General features: G+C 44.0%; 12 protein-coding genes. All 12 read right to left on the bottom strand.

The genetic code is table 11. The annotated features are described in order from the left end of the window. Nucleotides 1-164: 164 nt before the first annotated feature. The 12 genes from D7D53_RS01070 to D7D53_RS01015 all read right to left on the bottom strand — a co-directional run bounded on the left by D7D53_RS01070 (nt 165) and on the right by D7D53_RS01015 (nt 14,112). A complete protein-coding gene (locus D7D53_RS01070; RefSeq protein WP_120769859.1) occupies nt 165-1,439 on the bottom strand; it encodes a hydroxymethylglutaryl-CoA reductase, degradative in 1,275 nt (424 codons plus the stop codon). Continuing rightward, nucleotides 1,439-2,611, bottom strand: a complete 1,173-nt coding sequence (locus tag D7D53_RS01065; protein WP_162927858.1) for a hydroxymethylglutaryl-CoA synthase — start codon at nt 2,609-2,611, stop codon at nt 1,439-1,441. The genes D7D53_RS01070 and D7D53_RS01065 overlap by 1 nt, the downstream gene beginning before the upstream one ends. A 113-nt stretch (nt 2,612-2,724) precedes the next feature. Continuing rightward, nucleotides 2,725-3,174: a threonine/serine exporter family protein gene (locus D7D53_RS01060; RefSeq protein ID WP_033682214.1), complete on the bottom strand. Its 450-nt coding sequence runs from the start codon at nt 3,172-3,174 to the stop codon at nt 2,725-2,727. 1 nt (nt 3,175) lies between these two features. Continuing rightward, complete coding sequence (locus D7D53_RS01055) at nt 3,176-3,934, bottom strand: threonine/serine exporter family protein (protein ID WP_120769857.1); 759 nt, start codon at nt 3,932-3,934, stop codon at nt 3,176-3,178. 88 nt (nt 3,935-4,022) lie between these two features. After that, a complete protein-coding gene (pknB, locus tag D7D53_RS01050; RefSeq protein ID WP_120769856.1) occupies nt 4,023-5,936 on the bottom strand; it encodes a Stk1 family PASTA domain-containing Ser/Thr kinase in 1,914 nt (637 codons plus the stop codon). After that, nucleotides 5,933-6,673: a Stp1/IreP family PP2C-type Ser/Thr phosphatase gene (locus tag D7D53_RS01045; RefSeq protein WP_042751602.1), complete on the bottom strand. Its 741-nt coding sequence runs from the start codon at nt 6,671-6,673 to the stop codon at nt 5,933-5,935. Before D7D53_RS01045 ends, pknB begins: the two co-directional genes overlap by 4 nt. 14 nt (nt 6,674-6,687) lie before the next feature. Beyond that, complete coding sequence (gene rsmB, locus D7D53_RS01040) at nt 6,688-8,001, bottom strand: 16S rRNA (cytosine(967)-C(5))-methyltransferase RsmB (protein WP_162927857.1); 1,314 nt, start codon at nt 7,999-8,001, stop codon at nt 6,688-6,690. Then, on the bottom strand, nt 7,994-8,929 hold the full coding sequence (gene fmt, locus D7D53_RS01035; protein ID WP_120769854.1) for a methionyl-tRNA formyltransferase: 936 nt from the start codon (nt 8,927-8,929) through the stop codon (nt 7,994-7,996). Before fmt ends, rsmB begins: the two co-directional genes overlap by 8 nt. 12 nt (nt 8,930-8,941) lie before the next feature. After that, nucleotides 8,942-11,338: a primosomal protein N' gene (locus D7D53_RS01030; RefSeq protein ID WP_120769853.1), complete on the bottom strand. Its 2,397-nt coding sequence runs from the start codon at nt 11,336-11,338 to the stop codon at nt 8,942-8,944. A 65-nt stretch (nt 11,339-11,403) separates the two neighbouring features. Next, complete coding sequence (gene rpoZ / locus D7D53_RS01025) at nt 11,404-11,718, bottom strand: DNA-directed RNA polymerase subunit omega (RefSeq protein ID WP_000979235.1); 315 nt, start codon at nt 11,716-11,718, stop codon at nt 11,404-11,406. A gap of 24 nt (nt 11,719-11,742) precedes the next feature. Beyond that, nucleotides 11,743-12,369: a guanylate kinase gene (gene gmk / locus D7D53_RS01020; RefSeq protein ID WP_000775041.1), complete on the bottom strand. Its 627-nt coding sequence runs from the start codon at nt 12,367-12,369 to the stop codon at nt 11,743-11,745. A 129-nt stretch (nt 12,370-12,498) separates the two neighbouring features. Beyond that, nucleotides 12,499-14,112 (bottom strand): ribonuclease Y, encoded by a 1,614-nt coding sequence (locus D7D53_RS01015; RefSeq protein ID WP_120769852.1) that lies wholly within the window; start codon nt 14,110-14,112, stop codon nt 12,499-12,501. Nucleotides 14,113-14,119: the final 7 nt, after the last annotated feature.

Raw genomic sequence — 14,119 nt, 5'->3', positions numbered from 1 at the left:
CACGTCAGCGTCGCCTTACCGTAAATATATGTAACTGACTTCGTCAGTCTTATCTACAACCTCAAAGCAGTGCTTTGAGCAACCTGCGGCTAGCTTCCTAGTTTGCTCTTTGATTTTCATTGAGTGTAAGCACAAGAAAACTCAGACCGATTCGTCTGAGTTTTTTATGATCTTAAATTTTCTAGATAGCGCTGGGCAGTTTCTAAGTTAAAGGTTTTATCTGCGATGAGGCGCTCAACTAGGGGAGCTACCTCGGATTCACTAGCACCTGCGAGAAGTGCCAAGGATTTGGCCTGCAATTTCATGTGTCCTTGCTGGATTCCTGTACTTACCAAGGCTTTGAGGGCTGCAAAGTTTTGGGCTAGCCCGATAGAAACAATAATCTGAGCTAATTCTTTGGCAGAAGGATTTCCCAGTAGTTCGTGACTAAGGGCCACACGAGGGTTGAGGCCGATAGAACCACCCTTGGTCCCTACAGGCATGGGTAAGGTCATCTCACCGACCAATTCTTCTCTTTCAAGGTTCAGCGTCCATTGACTAAGACCTTGGTAGCTTCCATCTTGACTGGCAAAGGCATGGACCCCTGCTTCAATGGCACGCCAGTCATTACCAGTGGCAATCAAAATGGCATCAATACCATTAAAAATTCCTTTATTATGAGTAGCAGCTCGATAAGGATCAGCCTGCGCAAACTGGCTAGCCAAGGCAATTTTCTCTGCAATTTCTCGTCCTTGATCCTTTTGGCGGCTCAAGTAGCGAAAGGCGATGCGACAGCTTGCTGTCACCAGAGAATCGGTCGCGTAGTTGGACAGGATTCCCATGAGACTCTGTCCCTGACTGAGTTCTTCTAAGACTGGTTTCAAGGCTTCTAGCATGGTATTGAGCATATTGGCTCCCATGGCTTCTTGGGTATCAACATGGAGATAGACGACTAGGAAGTCTGTTTCGCCTTTGATCTGTTCTACATGTAGATCACGCGCCCCGCCCCCTCGTTTGACGATAGAAGGATAGGCTTGATTGGCAAGTTCCAAGAGCTCAGCCTTCTTGCTGGTAATATTAACTTGCGCTTGTTCAGGATCAGCAACTTGATAAAGAGCTACCTGTCCAATCATCTGACGCTTATGAACTTGTGCAGTAAAACCTCCTGCACGCTTGATGATTTTACTGGCATAGCTGGCCGCTGCAACCACGGACGGTTCTTCTGTTACATAGGGAACGGTGTATTCCTGACCGTTGACAAGAACCTCTGGAACCAGCGAATAAGGCAGAGAAAAAGTTCCCACTACATTCTCACTCAGCTGGTCTGCCACAGTCACACTCATCTGTTCATCCTGCTCCAAACTCTCTTGTCTCTCAGGACTAAGGAGCGCCTGAGCTTTTAACAACTCAAGGCGCTCTTGGTATGATTTTTTAGAAAATCCATTCCAACTTATCTTCATTATTTTTCAACCTTGCTATAACGGCGTTGGTGGTCGATAATTTCAACCAAGGCAAAATCTTGATTTTCATAGCCAGCAAACTGGGCAGAGTTTGTTTCATCCAAGTCTACTTCTTCAAAGAAGACCTTTTCATAGTCTGCAACGGATAGGGCAGTACGTTTGTTGAGTTTGTTCAAGCGGTCTTTATCCAGATAAGCTTCATAACCTTTAACCAATTCACCACTGAAGAACTCAGCTACAGCCCCACTTCCGTAACTATAAAGGGCGATTTTATCGCCAGCCTTCAAGCTATCTGTATTTTCCAAGAGAGACAAGAGTCCAAGGAAGAGGGATCCTGTGTAGATATTCCCCACCTTCTGACTGTAGAGAATAGACTGGTCAAAATGCTTTTGCAAGAGGTCTTTTTTCTCTTGTGGCAAGTTCTTATCCATGATTTTTTTCAAGCCTTTTAAGGCTAATTTAGGGTAAGGCAAATGGAAGCAAACAGCTGCAAAATCATCTAAGGTAAGCTGGTAACGTTTTTGGTATTCAAGCCAAGTCGTTTTCAAACTATCCAAGTATTGCTGGGTAGAATAAACACCATTTACATAAGGCGTTGTTGAGTAATTTGGACGCCAGAAATCCATGATGTCACGAGTCTGAGCCACATTGTCATTATTAAAGGCCATAATGCGTGGATTTTGTGTAATTAACATGGCCACACTGCCAGCACCCTGAGTGGGTTCTCCTGGAGTTTCAATACCGTACTTGGCAATATCACTGGCAATGACCAAAACCTTGGACTCTGGAGAATTTTCCACATGCAATTTGGCATAATGAAGGGCCGCTGTCGCTCCATAGCAGGCTTCTTTAATCTCGAAACTACGAGTAAAGGGCTGGATGCCCAGCAAACCATGCACAAAGACGGCCGCAGCTTTACTCTGGTCAATTCCTGACTCAGTAGCCACAATGACCATATCAATTTCTGATCTTTCTTGCTCAGTTAAAATAGAATCACTTGCACTGGCTGCCAAGGTCACGATATCCTCAGTTAGAGGCGCAATACTCAATTCCTTGAGCAAGAGTCCTTTGCTTAATTTTTCAGGGTCAATTCCCCTCGCTTCTGCTAAGTCTTGTAATTTCAAGACATATTGACTGGTCGCAAAACCAATCTTATCAATACCGATTGTCATATTTACCTCTGTTTTATCATTCATTGTAAAAAATCGTTCTATACTATTTTATCACAAATAGCAGTAAAAGAGAGAAAAAAGACTTGATTCACCAAATCAAGTCCCTTATCAATCTAACTATTATGCTGTTTTCTTAAGTAGGAATAAAATCTGAGAATTACTGTTCCACTAGCCATTCCTATAGAGATTACCAGAGCCAACATGACAACCAAGGTAGCACTAGCAATGGCATGATTGTAATCCCCTGTCACAAAAAAGGCAGTTGTCCGATAGGAGAGATAACCCGGAACCAGAGGTGCCAAGATGGCCAAGATAAAGACCACAGCAGGTGTTTTATAAAGAATACTTAAAATCTGGCTGACACAAGAACCGATAATGGCTGCAATGAAGGTGGCTACAATGACATTGGTTGGTTCCTTGAGCAAGAGATAGATTAACCAGACAGCCATACCCAAAATCCCTCCAGGTAAAAGCATAGAGCGTTGCACATTGAGTACGATTAAAAAAGTGATGATGGCAAGAAGACTTGCTACTGCTTGTAATAAAAAGGTTGTTAGTGTCATATTAATTCATCAATACCAAGGCGACAGAAGTTCCCGCCCCTAAAGCAAGGGTAATGAGCAGGGATTCAAACATCTTACTCATACCAGAGTTTATGTGGTTGGTCATAATATCACGAACCGCATTGGTCAAGGCAATCCCTGGTACAAACGGCATGACCGCACCAGCTATAATCAAATCTGCCGTTGAAGGAAAACCTGTGTAGCGAGCCCAAAACTGGGCAATCATCCCAAAGACAAAGGCTCCAGCAAAGGCTGTCACAAAGGGAATTCGGATAAACTTCTCCACATAAAGGGAAAAGGCAAAACCAAATAAGGTAGCCACTCCTGCCCCAAGTGCGTCGTAGATATTTCCACTAAACATAATTGAAAAGAAAGGGGCGCTAAAGGTCGCAGCTAGAGTTACCTGCAACTTAGTATAGGGAAGAGGTCGAGCTTGCAAGGCCGTCAATTGCTTGAAGGCCGTCTCTAAATCAATCTGCCCCCCAACCAGCCGACGAGAAATCTGGTTGACATCGCAGACTTTTTCAATATTATAAGACGAGGAAGTCACACGCTTCATACGCGAAATATTGGTATTTTCAATGGAGAAAAAGATAGCGGCAGGCATGGCAAGAACATTGCAATCCACAATCCCCTGTGAATGCGCAATGCGGATCATGGTATCTTCTACACGATGAATCTCTGAGCCACTTTTGAGAAGAATGGTTCCAGCTAACATAATCACATCGATGACGGCATTTAATTCTCTTGATTCTTCCATGCGTTCCTCCTTTTATCAACTCCTTCTATTCTATCACAAATCCGGACTCAAAAAAAATCTTTGCCATGAAATCATGACAAAGATTCGTTTAATCACGAGAATTTTCGTGGTTTCCTTCACTATTTGGTTGAGTCGGAGTAGGAACCGTTCCTTGTTGATTTCCTTGCTGACCACCTTGTTGATTCCCTTGATTTGGAGTAGTAGGTGAACCTTGGTTACCACGTTGAACTGACGTTGAAGAGGAACTTGATGGTGGTGTTTTGGGTTTATAAATCGAAATTTTAATACGTGTGCTGGCTAAATCAATTTTTCCACCCGGTTTTGGACTTTGCTCTACAACAGTCTCCTCAGCTGTTCCTTCAGGAGCAGTAGACACTTCTACAACTTCGATATTAGCTTTTTTAACTCCATATATCTCTGTAAGATTATTAACTGCAAATTCTCGAGTTGAACCAATATATCTTGGCATTGAAATCGAATTTACTTTTTTAGCAACTGTCAAAACTATTTGAGTTGCCTTGCTAAGATCGTAGGTTGTTCCCTCCGGTAAACTTTGTTTCATGATTGTGCCGGCTTCGATTTCGTTGGATTCTTCTTCCTCAATCTTAATTAGATTTTCTGGAACCTTCTTGCCTTTCAATTCTGCCACTACATCACTAGATTTTCGTCCAAGATAATTTCCAAGTTGGAAGGATTGCTGACCAGAAGACACAATCAAATTAATTTTTGTTCCTTCTTTTCGACCAGTTCCAGCGTCAGGATCGGTACGAATAACACGACCTTCTTCAACCTTATCACTAGCCTCTGTTTTTTCTTCACCAACCTCAAAATTGGCTTTCTTAAGCGCTTCTTTAGCCTCAGCAACCGTCTGACCTGCCACCTTTGGAACGGCAATGGTAGCAGGCGTTCTATATAAAATCCATACTAAGGATGCCACAACCAACAAGAAGGTCGCCAATAAAATTGGATAACGTGCTTTCATGCGACGCCGTTTAGTTGGCTTTGGACTAGGTACTGTTTTTTCTGTCTGATGAGTTTGGGGCTTAGGCTGAGGTCTTCCCTCTTGTACCGGAGCTTTAGGAATAGAAGTCAAGGTACTTTGTGGAACTTTAGGAAGAGTCTTGGTATCCGCCTTAGTCGCATCGTCAAAGACCAGCTTTGGTTCATTACGACGATTATAAGACAAACTACTCGACAAGTCCACATACATCTCAGCGACTGATTTGTAGCGATCTGTCAATTTCTTAGCAGTTGCCTTGATAACAACATTTTCTAAAGCCTGAGGTACAGATGGATTTTCAGCTATAACCGATGGCAGTGGTTTCTGGAAATGCTGGAGGGCGATGGTCACTGCACTATCCCCATCGTAAGGGATATGGCCAGTCAACATCTCATAGAAAATAATCCCCATGGCATAGATATCACTCTGTACAGTCGCTTTAGAGCCACGCGCCTGCTCTGGCGATAAATAATGAACGGAACCTAGCATTGAGTTGGTCTGGGTCAGACTTGTCTCAGCAAAGGCTACCGCAATCCCAAAGTCTGTAACTTTGGCAGTCCCATCTGGGGTCAAAAGGATATTTTGCGGTTTCAAATCCCTGTGAACAATTCCTCGAGTATGGGCTAAACGCATAGCCAAGAGGATTTGTCCCATGATTCGAACCGCTTCTTCATTTGAAAGAGGGTGATGTTCCTTGATATAGCGTTTGAGGTCTAATCCAGCAACATATTCCATTGCGAGATACTGTTGTCCCTCTTCTTCACCGATATCTGTAATCCGAACGATATGAGGATGGTCCAGATCTGCCATGGCTCTCGCTTCCCGCTGAAAACGAGCCACTGCAATAGGATCTGTTTGGTAGTTGGTCCTCAGGACCTTAACTGCCACTTCTTCCCCGTCTAGAATCAAATCTTTAGCCAAGTAAACATCTGCCATGCCTCCTCGACCAATCTGTTTGAGAATCCGATACCGCCCGGCAAAAATCTTGCCGATTTGGATCATTCTGTTGCCTCCTCATTAACAGCGATAAGGGCAACTGTGATATTGTCTAAACCACCTGCATTGTTGGCAAAACGAATCAAGGTTGCTGCCTTATCTGCCAAAGAAATATCGCTGGTTACAATATCAGAAATCTCACTTCCTGAAATCATATTTGTCAAGCCATCACTATTGAGTAAGAGATAGTCCCCAGGCTCAAGGGTGATTATTCCAAAATCAGGCTGAATTTCATCTTTTTGACCAATAGATTGAGTAATAATATTTTTCTGTGGATGGCTAGCAGCTTCTTCTGGCGTCAATTGACCTGCCTTAAGCAATTCATTGACCAAAGAATGGTCGCTCGTTAACTGGTGGTATTCTTCTCCACGAATCAAACCGATACGAGAATCCCCAATGTGGGCATAGATAGCCTGATTATCAATAATGGCTACAGCCTCAAGGGTTGTTCCCATTCCTTTATAGGCTTCATTTTGTCCCAATTGGTTAATCCTTTGATTTTCAATCTCAAGGTTGTTAGCAAACCATTCACGCACTTCATTAACCGTATCGATTTGTGTATCAACCCAAGCTACACCCAGGTCTGTTACCGCCATCTCACTAGCGATATTCCCTGCGCGATGACCTCCCATACCATCAGCTAGGATAATCATGGTACGTCCAGCTCTATTGACATAGTGGTTGGCATAGTCTTGGTTATTTGTTCGTTTCTGACCAACATCTGTTAATAATGAAATTTCCATGTGTTAGTTCCTTCCTAATCCGATATCTTGCGAAATTGACTGATGAAGAATCCATCACTTCCATACAATTCAGGTGTGATGAGGATACAGCCATCTTTCATGATATCCTTACATTCATGTTCTAGTGTTACCTGCTCAAATTCAGGATGACTTTCTAAAAATGCCTGTACGACTTGAAAGTTCTCCTCTGAGACAATAGTACAGGTACTATAAGTTATTATACCACCTTTGCGTAGTGTTTGACAAACACTACCTAATATTTCTAGCTGAATTTCCTGCAAGGACGCGAAATCTGCCGTTTCTTTATTGTATTTGATGTCTGGTTTTCGGCGTAGAAGACCAATTCCTGAACAGGGAGCATCTACCAAAATCTTATCAAATGAATCCTGACCAAAAAACTCATGTACCTTTCTGGCATCCAATTTTTGCCTTTGAACCCGATCTACAACCCCCAAACGTTGGGCATTTTCTTGTATTAAGTCCAACTTATGGTCGTACAAGTCCAGAGCAGTAACCTGACCTGTCGTGAGATAAGAGGCTATATGGGCTGTTTTTCCACCCGGAGCCGCACAGGCATCTAGAACCTGCTCATCACCTTGTAAATCAAGAGTGGGAGCAACCAGCTGACTAGACTCGTCTTGGATAGTAATAGCCCCCTCTGAAAATAGGTCATGTCCCGCAAAGTGGCCTTGCTCCTTAACCAGACCAGAAACAGACAAAGGTGAAGCACTAGCTTCCAACAAGGCTTTGATTTCCTCTTTTCGGCTTAAATCAGTCACTCGGATGCTGGCCTTGTTGCGCACCAAAAGACTTTCAAAAATAGCTTGTGCCCGCTCTTCGCCGTATTCTTCCTTGAGCTTGGCAACTAGCCAAACTGGGAGAGAATAGGCAATGGAATCACGCTTGTTTTTTCGCTTGATGCTAGCAATATCTGGCCAACCTTCACGCAAGATACGACGTAAGATAGCATTGACCAATTTTTCACTGCCCTTTTTACGGACTTTGGCCAATTCCACTGCTTCATTGACCACAGCATGATCTGGAATCTTGTTCAAATAGCGGAGCTGGTAGGCGCTCATGAGAAGTAGGACATAGAGCCAGCTGTCTAACTGGTCTCTGTCTTCTATAAAGTGGGACAGGTACCATTCCAGAGTCAGTTTACGGGCAACCGTTCCATAGACAATCTCTGTCACCAAGCCCTTGTCTGCTACAGAAAGTTGGCTTCCCTTGAGATGCTTATTTAAGGCGATGTTTGAGTATGCTTGATTGATAAAAACATCCTCTAATACTGCTAGAGCTAAACTTCTAGCCGTTTCTACTTTAGTCACCAAATCGTTCTCCTACAGTCAATGTCCGTCCAACTCCGTTGAGGAAGGAAGCAATGTCCATCTTAGGTTTACCAGCTGGCTGCACTTGTTTGAGGGATAGAGCCCCTTCTGCCGTTGCGACAATCAATTCTTTCTTACCAATAGAAAGGATCTCACCTGGATTTCCCTTACCTTCCACTAGTAGTGCTTCATAAATCTTAAAGCGGTCGCCCTTAAGGAAAGTATGGGCAACAGGCCACGGATTCATCCCACGGATTTGGTTGAAAAGTTGACGATTGGTTTTATTCCAGTCCAGTTTTTCTTCTTCTGGCTTGATATTTGGAGAAAAGGTAACTTGGCTTGATTCCTGCGGTTCAGGTTTGATGTCACCAGCAATGTAGGCAGGCAAAGTGTCCAAAAGCAAATCGCGACCAACAAGAGCTAATTTCTCAAACAAGGTTCCAACATTGTCCTCATCCGTAATCGGAATACTACGACGAGAAATCATATCCCCTGCATCCATTTCCTTAACCATCTCCATAATGGTCACACCAGCTTCCTCATCCCCTTGAATCAAGGCATAATGGATAGGCGCACCACCACGGTGTTTTGGAAGAAGAGAAGCGTGAACGTTAACAGCAAAGTCCATGCTATCAAGGAGTCTACTTGGGAGAAACTGCCCAAAAGCAGCAGTCACAATTCCATCTGCTCCTAGTTTCATAATCTCTTCCATCTCTGGACTTCCAGATAATTTTTCAGGTTGGTAGATAGGAAGACCTTCTTCCTTGGCAGCCTGCTTGACTGATGTTTCTTGGATCACTTTTTTACGGCCTACAGCACGGTCTGGCTGGGTTACAACAGCTAGAACCTCATAACGGTCATCTGTCAAAAGCCCTTTTAAAACTGTTGCTGAAAAGTCGGGTGTCCCCATAAAGATTAATTTTGTCATATCTTCTCCTTCTTATAAAAATTGCTGTGGCTCATGGTCAATGCTGAGACGGAGCTCACTATTTTCCCGTTCTTGAGTCAGGGCCAAGACCTGATTGAGGGTCGGCCCCAGCTCATTTTCTAAACGGTATTTAATTAAAATCTGGTAATGATAGAGGTTGTGGGTACGAGCAATCGGTTTTGGCGTCGGTCCAAGGATGTTACTGGTTTCAGACAAACCTGACCGCAAAATGTTCATGACTTCATAGGCACGTTTGACCACCTCTTCTTCTTTCTTGTGAGAAAGGGTAATGCCAATGGTGAAATAGTAAGGTGGATAGCCTAGTTGTCGTCTGATACCCATTTCATAGGTATAAAAGCCTTCGTAATCCTGATCTTTGGCAAAACGAATGGCATAGTGCTCAGGATTGTAAGACTGGATCAAGACCTGCCCAGCTTTTTCCGCACGACCTGCACGGCCTGCCACCTGAGTCAAGAGCTGGAAGGTTCTCTCAGAAGAACGGAAATCTGGTAGATTCAATGCCGTATCCGCATTGAGAACTCCGACTAAGGTCACATTGGGAAAATCCAATCCCTTGGCAATCATCTGAGTACCCAGTAAAATATCTGCTTCTCCTCGCCCAAACTGGTCAAGAAGAGCTTGGTGACTACCTTTCTTACGAGTCGTGTCCACATCCATCCGCAAAACGCGGGCCTGCGGGAAGAGTTCTGCCAGCTCATCATAAGCCTTCTGTGTCCCCGTCCCGTAGTAACGAATACTTCGACTCTTACAGTTAGGACAGACCTGAGGAATGTCCTTTGAAAAACCACAATAATGGCAGTTCATGGTCTTGGTATCCATGTGCAAGGTCAAGGAAATGTCACAGTTGGGACAAGTATCTACCGTCCCACACTCCCGACACATGACAAAGCTAGAATAACCACGGCGATTGAGCATGAGAACCACCTGCTCTTTTTTAGCCAGACGGTCCTGAATCGCTTCTAGCAAAGGTGGCGTAAAGTTTGACGTCTCATTTTGTCCGATATAGTCTCGAAAGTCAATCACTTGAACCTCAGGGATTGTAGCCAAAGGATTGGCACGTTGGGTTAGACGTAAGTGTTGATAGACACCTTTGCCAGCACGCGCCCGGCTCTCTAAGCTCGGCGTTGCAGACCCAAGCACCAGAGCCGCTTGATTATACTGGGCCCGTAAAATAGCCACTTCTCTGGCATGGTAACGAGGATTACTATCCTGCTTATAAGTTGCTTCATGCTCTTCATCGATAATCATGACACCTAGATTTTTCAGCGGAGCAAAAATGGCCGATCTGGCACCAACAACAACTTGAGCGTCTCCGCGCTCCACCTTGCGCCATTCATCATACTTTTCACCATTGGACAGGCCTGAGTGAAGAATGGCCACCTTGTCCCCAAAACGTGATATAAAACGCTCCGTCATCTGTGGAGTCAAGGAAATCTCAGGCACCAGCAAAATAGCTGTTTTTCCCTTATCCAAGGCCCCTTGGATAATCTGTAAATAAACCTCGGTCTTCCCACTTCCTGTAATCCCTTGAAGGAGGAAGGGAGGTTGATGACTGTCAATCGCACTCACAACCGCATCACGCGCCTGTCTTTGCTCTGGATTCAATTCCAAAGGCTGACTTGCTTCAATCCCTTCAAAATAAGCAGCCGAGCGTTGCACTTCCTTTTGGACTATGGTCACAGCACCTTGTTCCACAAAGAAATTGACTTGCTCCCGCGAATAGGACTCTAACAAACTAGCCAAGGAAGCACTCTCAGGATGAGAAAGCAAATAGTCTCTCAGTTCTAACTTTTTCTTGGCGCGTGTAGAAATCTCTACACTTTCTAATTGAGCAAGGTCTACCTCATACCAAGACTGGGTCTTGACCTTCTTTTGATCGACTGCCTGATACTCCAAAGCAAGCAGGCCTTTTCTAGTCAAACGCATCATTTCGGCCTGTTTGGAGATGTCTAGAGAGGAAAAGGCAAGTGAATCTTCTGAACCAAACAGACGCTCTCTGTCTTCCTGACTCAGACCTTCCAGAGGATAGAGAATCTTGTCATAGCTAGAATTTAGAAATCCTGGCAACATAGCCTTAAGTATAGAGATTTTGTAAGAAAAGACAGACTTACGGAGCTCCTCAGCCAGCCAGAGTTGTTCTTGCGTCAGAACAGGGGAAAAATCCAACACCTCGGCAATATCTTTTAAATCTTGCTCCATCTCCGCTTCATCTGATTGGGAGTCCAAACCAAGAACAATCCCTTGAATCAGGCGATTCCCCTTACCAAAGGGCACATGAACCCGCATCCCAACTTCCAGCATTCCCAGAAATTCCTCTGGAATCCTGTAACTATAGGGCTGGTCCGTCTGCATCAAGGGCACATCTACAATAATCTTGGCAATCGCCATCTTCTCACCTCCTCCTTGTCAGTATATTCTTGCAATAGAAAAAATAAGATTGAGTCCCCCCAACCTTAAATTTTTTCACCATCTTCTTTTTCTTTAGCGATTTGCTCTTTGATTTTCTTTTCTTCTTCTTCTTTGCGGCGTTTTTCTTCTTCGATACGGCGACGCACTGCTTCACGTTTTCCTTCTGGATCTGGGTGAATTGTAACGTTTCCTGATTCGATTTCTTCTAAAGCGCGAAGAGTTGATTTTTCAGATTTGAAACCTTGAGTTGCAGGCGCACCTGCTTCCAATTCGTGGGCACGTTTTGCTTCCAAGATTACGAGTGAATATTTTGATGGAACCTTGTCGAGCAAGGTATCAATAGAGGGTTTTAACATCATTTGCTTGTACCTATTTTCTAAATTTTATCGGGTAGTTGGAGATTTTGGTAACATCTCCTGATAATGACCAATGACACGATCCACACGAAAGTGCTCTGCTTCGATCACACGTTTGACACGCTCAGCAGCTAGGGGCACCTGATCGTTGACAATCGCATAATCATACTCACGCATGAGGGCAATTTCTTCCTTGGCCTTTTCGATTCGTTGGGCAATCACTTCTGCACTGTCTGTTCCACGACCTACCAAACGATCTTGCAATTCATCCAAATCTGGTGGTGTCAGGAAGATAAAGACAGCATCTGGAACCTTTTTCTTGACCTGAAGAGCACCCTGAACCTCAATTTCAAGGAAGACATCGATTCCCTTGTCCAAGGTTTCATTAACATAGGTCAGAGGAGTTCCATAGTAGTTGCCGACATATTCTGCGTATTCCAACATCTGTCCTTGACGAATCAGCTCTTCAAACTCTTCTCGAGTACGGAAGAAATAGTCAACACCGTCCACTTCTCCAGGACGTTGTGCGCGTGTCGTCATCGATACAGAGTATTGAAATTGGTTTTCAGAACTCTCAAAAATCTCTCTTCTAACCGTTCCTTTTCCAACCCCTGAAGGACCAGAAAATACGATTAGTAAGCCTCGGTCTGCCATTGTGTCTCCTTTTAGTCAGTCTGTGAAATTACATTTCTCTAGAATAACGGCAAAAAGCCAGATTATCCTTTACAGTCTTTCTATCTAGTGTAACAAAAAAGCAGTAATTTTTCAACTGCTCTTTCTTATTTATTTGGCATAATCTACTGCACGAAGCTCGCGAATCACGGTTACCTTGATATTTCCTGGGTAATCGAGATTGTTTTCAATTTTCTCACGAACTTTGTGAGCCAAGATTGTGACTTTGTCGTCCTTGATTTGTCCTGGATTGACCATGATACGGATTTCACGTCCTGCTTGAAGGGCAAAGCTATTTTGTACCCCTTCAAAGCCGTTCGCAATTTCTTCCAAATCATGAAGACGCTTGATGTAGCTTTCAAGAGACTCACTACGAGCACCTGGACGTGCCGCACTCAAGGCATCTGCTGCAGCAACGATTACTGCAATCACGCTTTCTGGTTCGACATCACCGTGGTGACTAGCAATCGTATTGACCACAACTGGATGTTCCTTGTACTTACGAGCCAATTCCATACCAATTTCAACGTGACTACCTTCAACCTCGCGGTCAATAGCTTTCCCGATATCGTGAAGGAATCCAGCACGACGGGCAAGAGCCGCATTTTCACCAAGTTCACTCGCCATGATACCAGCCAACTTAGCAACCTCAATCGAATGACGCAAGACATTTTGTCCATAAGAAGTACGGAACTGCAAACGTCCCATAATCTTCATCAAGTCTGGATGAAGGTTTGGCGCACCAATCTCATAGGCAGCAGCCTCACCATATTCACGGATTTTATTGTCAATCTCTTGACGGTTTTTCTCAACTAACTCTTCGATACGAGCTGGATGAATACGACCATCCTTGAGCAACATTTCCATAGTCATACGGGCAATCTCGCGACGAATCGGATCAAAACCTGACAAGGTCACCACTTCTGGTGTATCGTCGATAATCACATCGACCCCTGTCAAACTTTCAAAGGTACGAATGTTACGACCTTCACGACCAATAATGCGTCCCTTCATAGTATCGTCTGGCAGATGAACCGTTGAGTTTGTTGACTCCGCCACATACTCACCAGCAATACGTTGCATAGCTTGAACCAGGATGTCCTTGGCCATTTTGTCAGAACGTTCCTTGACCTCTTGCTCAGCTTCGCGAATACGGCTGGCAATCTCCTTGGTCAAGTTCTCCTCTGTCTGTGCCAAGATAATATCTCGTGCTTCTGCCTGAGACAGGGCACCAATACGCTCTAGTTCTGCTTCTTTTTGTCTTTCGACTTCCTCTAATTGCTCTTCACGCGCATCAAGGTTTTTCGCTCTATCAGAAATACTTTGTTCTTTTTGTTCAAGTGTTTGTTCCTTACTCGTCAAATTGTCGTCCTTACGGTCGAGGCTAGTAGCTCTCTCTGTCAAGCGACTTTCGATTTGTTTGAGTTCTTGACGTTCTGACTTAAATTCAGCGTCCACTTCTTCACGGTATTTTCTGGCTTCTTCTTTGGCCTCCAATAGTGCTTCTTTTTTAAGAGACTTACTTTCACGTTTGGCTTCATTAACAAGTAAATCCGCTTCACGTTCAGCTTGTCCACGTAAATTAGTTGCTTCTTGTTCAGCATTTAAAAGCATCAACTCTGCAGCTTCCTGAGATGATTTCATCTTAGCTGAGATGCTGACATATCCAATGACTAAACCAATGATGACGGCAAAAACAGCAATCGCAAGCGACATGATCTCCATGTTTTTA

This window comes from Streptococcus gwangjuense (assembly GCF_003627155.1).
Taxonomy (GTDB): domain Bacteria; phylum Bacillota; class Bacilli; order Lactobacillales; family Streptococcaceae; genus Streptococcus; species Streptococcus gwangjuensis.
Note: the sequence above shows the minus strand (reverse complement) of the source record. Positions and strands in the feature narration are given on the sequence as shown.

What these genes read in the sequence shown, in the direction of transcription:
- D7D53_RS01070 (WP_120769859.1), bottom strand. Translation starts at nt 1,439, where the DNA reads ATGAAGATAAGTTGGAATGGATTTTCTAAAAAATCATACCAAGAGCGC.
- D7D53_RS01065 (WP_162927858.1), bottom strand. Translation starts at nt 2,611, where the DNA reads ATGACAATCGGTATTGATAAGATTGGTTTTGCGACCAGTCAATATGTC.
- D7D53_RS01060 (WP_033682214.1), bottom strand. Translation starts at nt 3,174, where the DNA reads ATGACACTAACAACCTTTTTATTACAAGCAGTAGCAAGTCTTCTTGCC.
- D7D53_RS01055 (WP_120769857.1), bottom strand. Translation starts at nt 3,934, where the DNA reads ATGGAAGAATCAAGAGAATTAAATGCCGTCATCGATGTGATTATGTTA.
- pknB (WP_120769856.1), bottom strand. Translation starts at nt 5,936, where the DNA reads ATGATCCAAATCGGCAAGATTTTTGCCGGGCGGTATCGGATTCTCAAA.
- D7D53_RS01045 (WP_042751602.1), bottom strand. Translation starts at nt 6,673, where the DNA reads ATGGAAATTTCATTATTAACAGATGTTGGTCAGAAACGAACAAATAAC.
- fmt (WP_120769854.1), bottom strand. Translation starts at nt 8,929, where the DNA reads ATGACAAAATTAATCTTTATGGGGACACCCGACTTTTCAGCAACAGTT.
- D7D53_RS01030 (WP_120769853.1), bottom strand. Translation starts at nt 11,338, where the DNA reads ATGGCGATTGCCAAGATTATTGTAGATGTGCCCTTGATGCAGACGGAC.
- rpoZ (WP_000979235.1), bottom strand. Translation starts at nt 11,718, where the DNA reads ATGATGTTAAAACCCTCTATTGATACCTTGCTCGACAAGGTTCCATCA.
- gmk (WP_000775041.1), bottom strand. Translation starts at nt 12,369, where the DNA reads ATGGCAGACCGAGGCTTACTAATCGTATTTTCTGGTCCTTCAGGGGTT.
- D7D53_RS01015 (WP_120769852.1), bottom strand. Translation starts at nt 14,112, where the DNA reads ATGGAGATCATGTCGCTTGCGATTGCTGTTTTTGCCGTCATCATTGGT.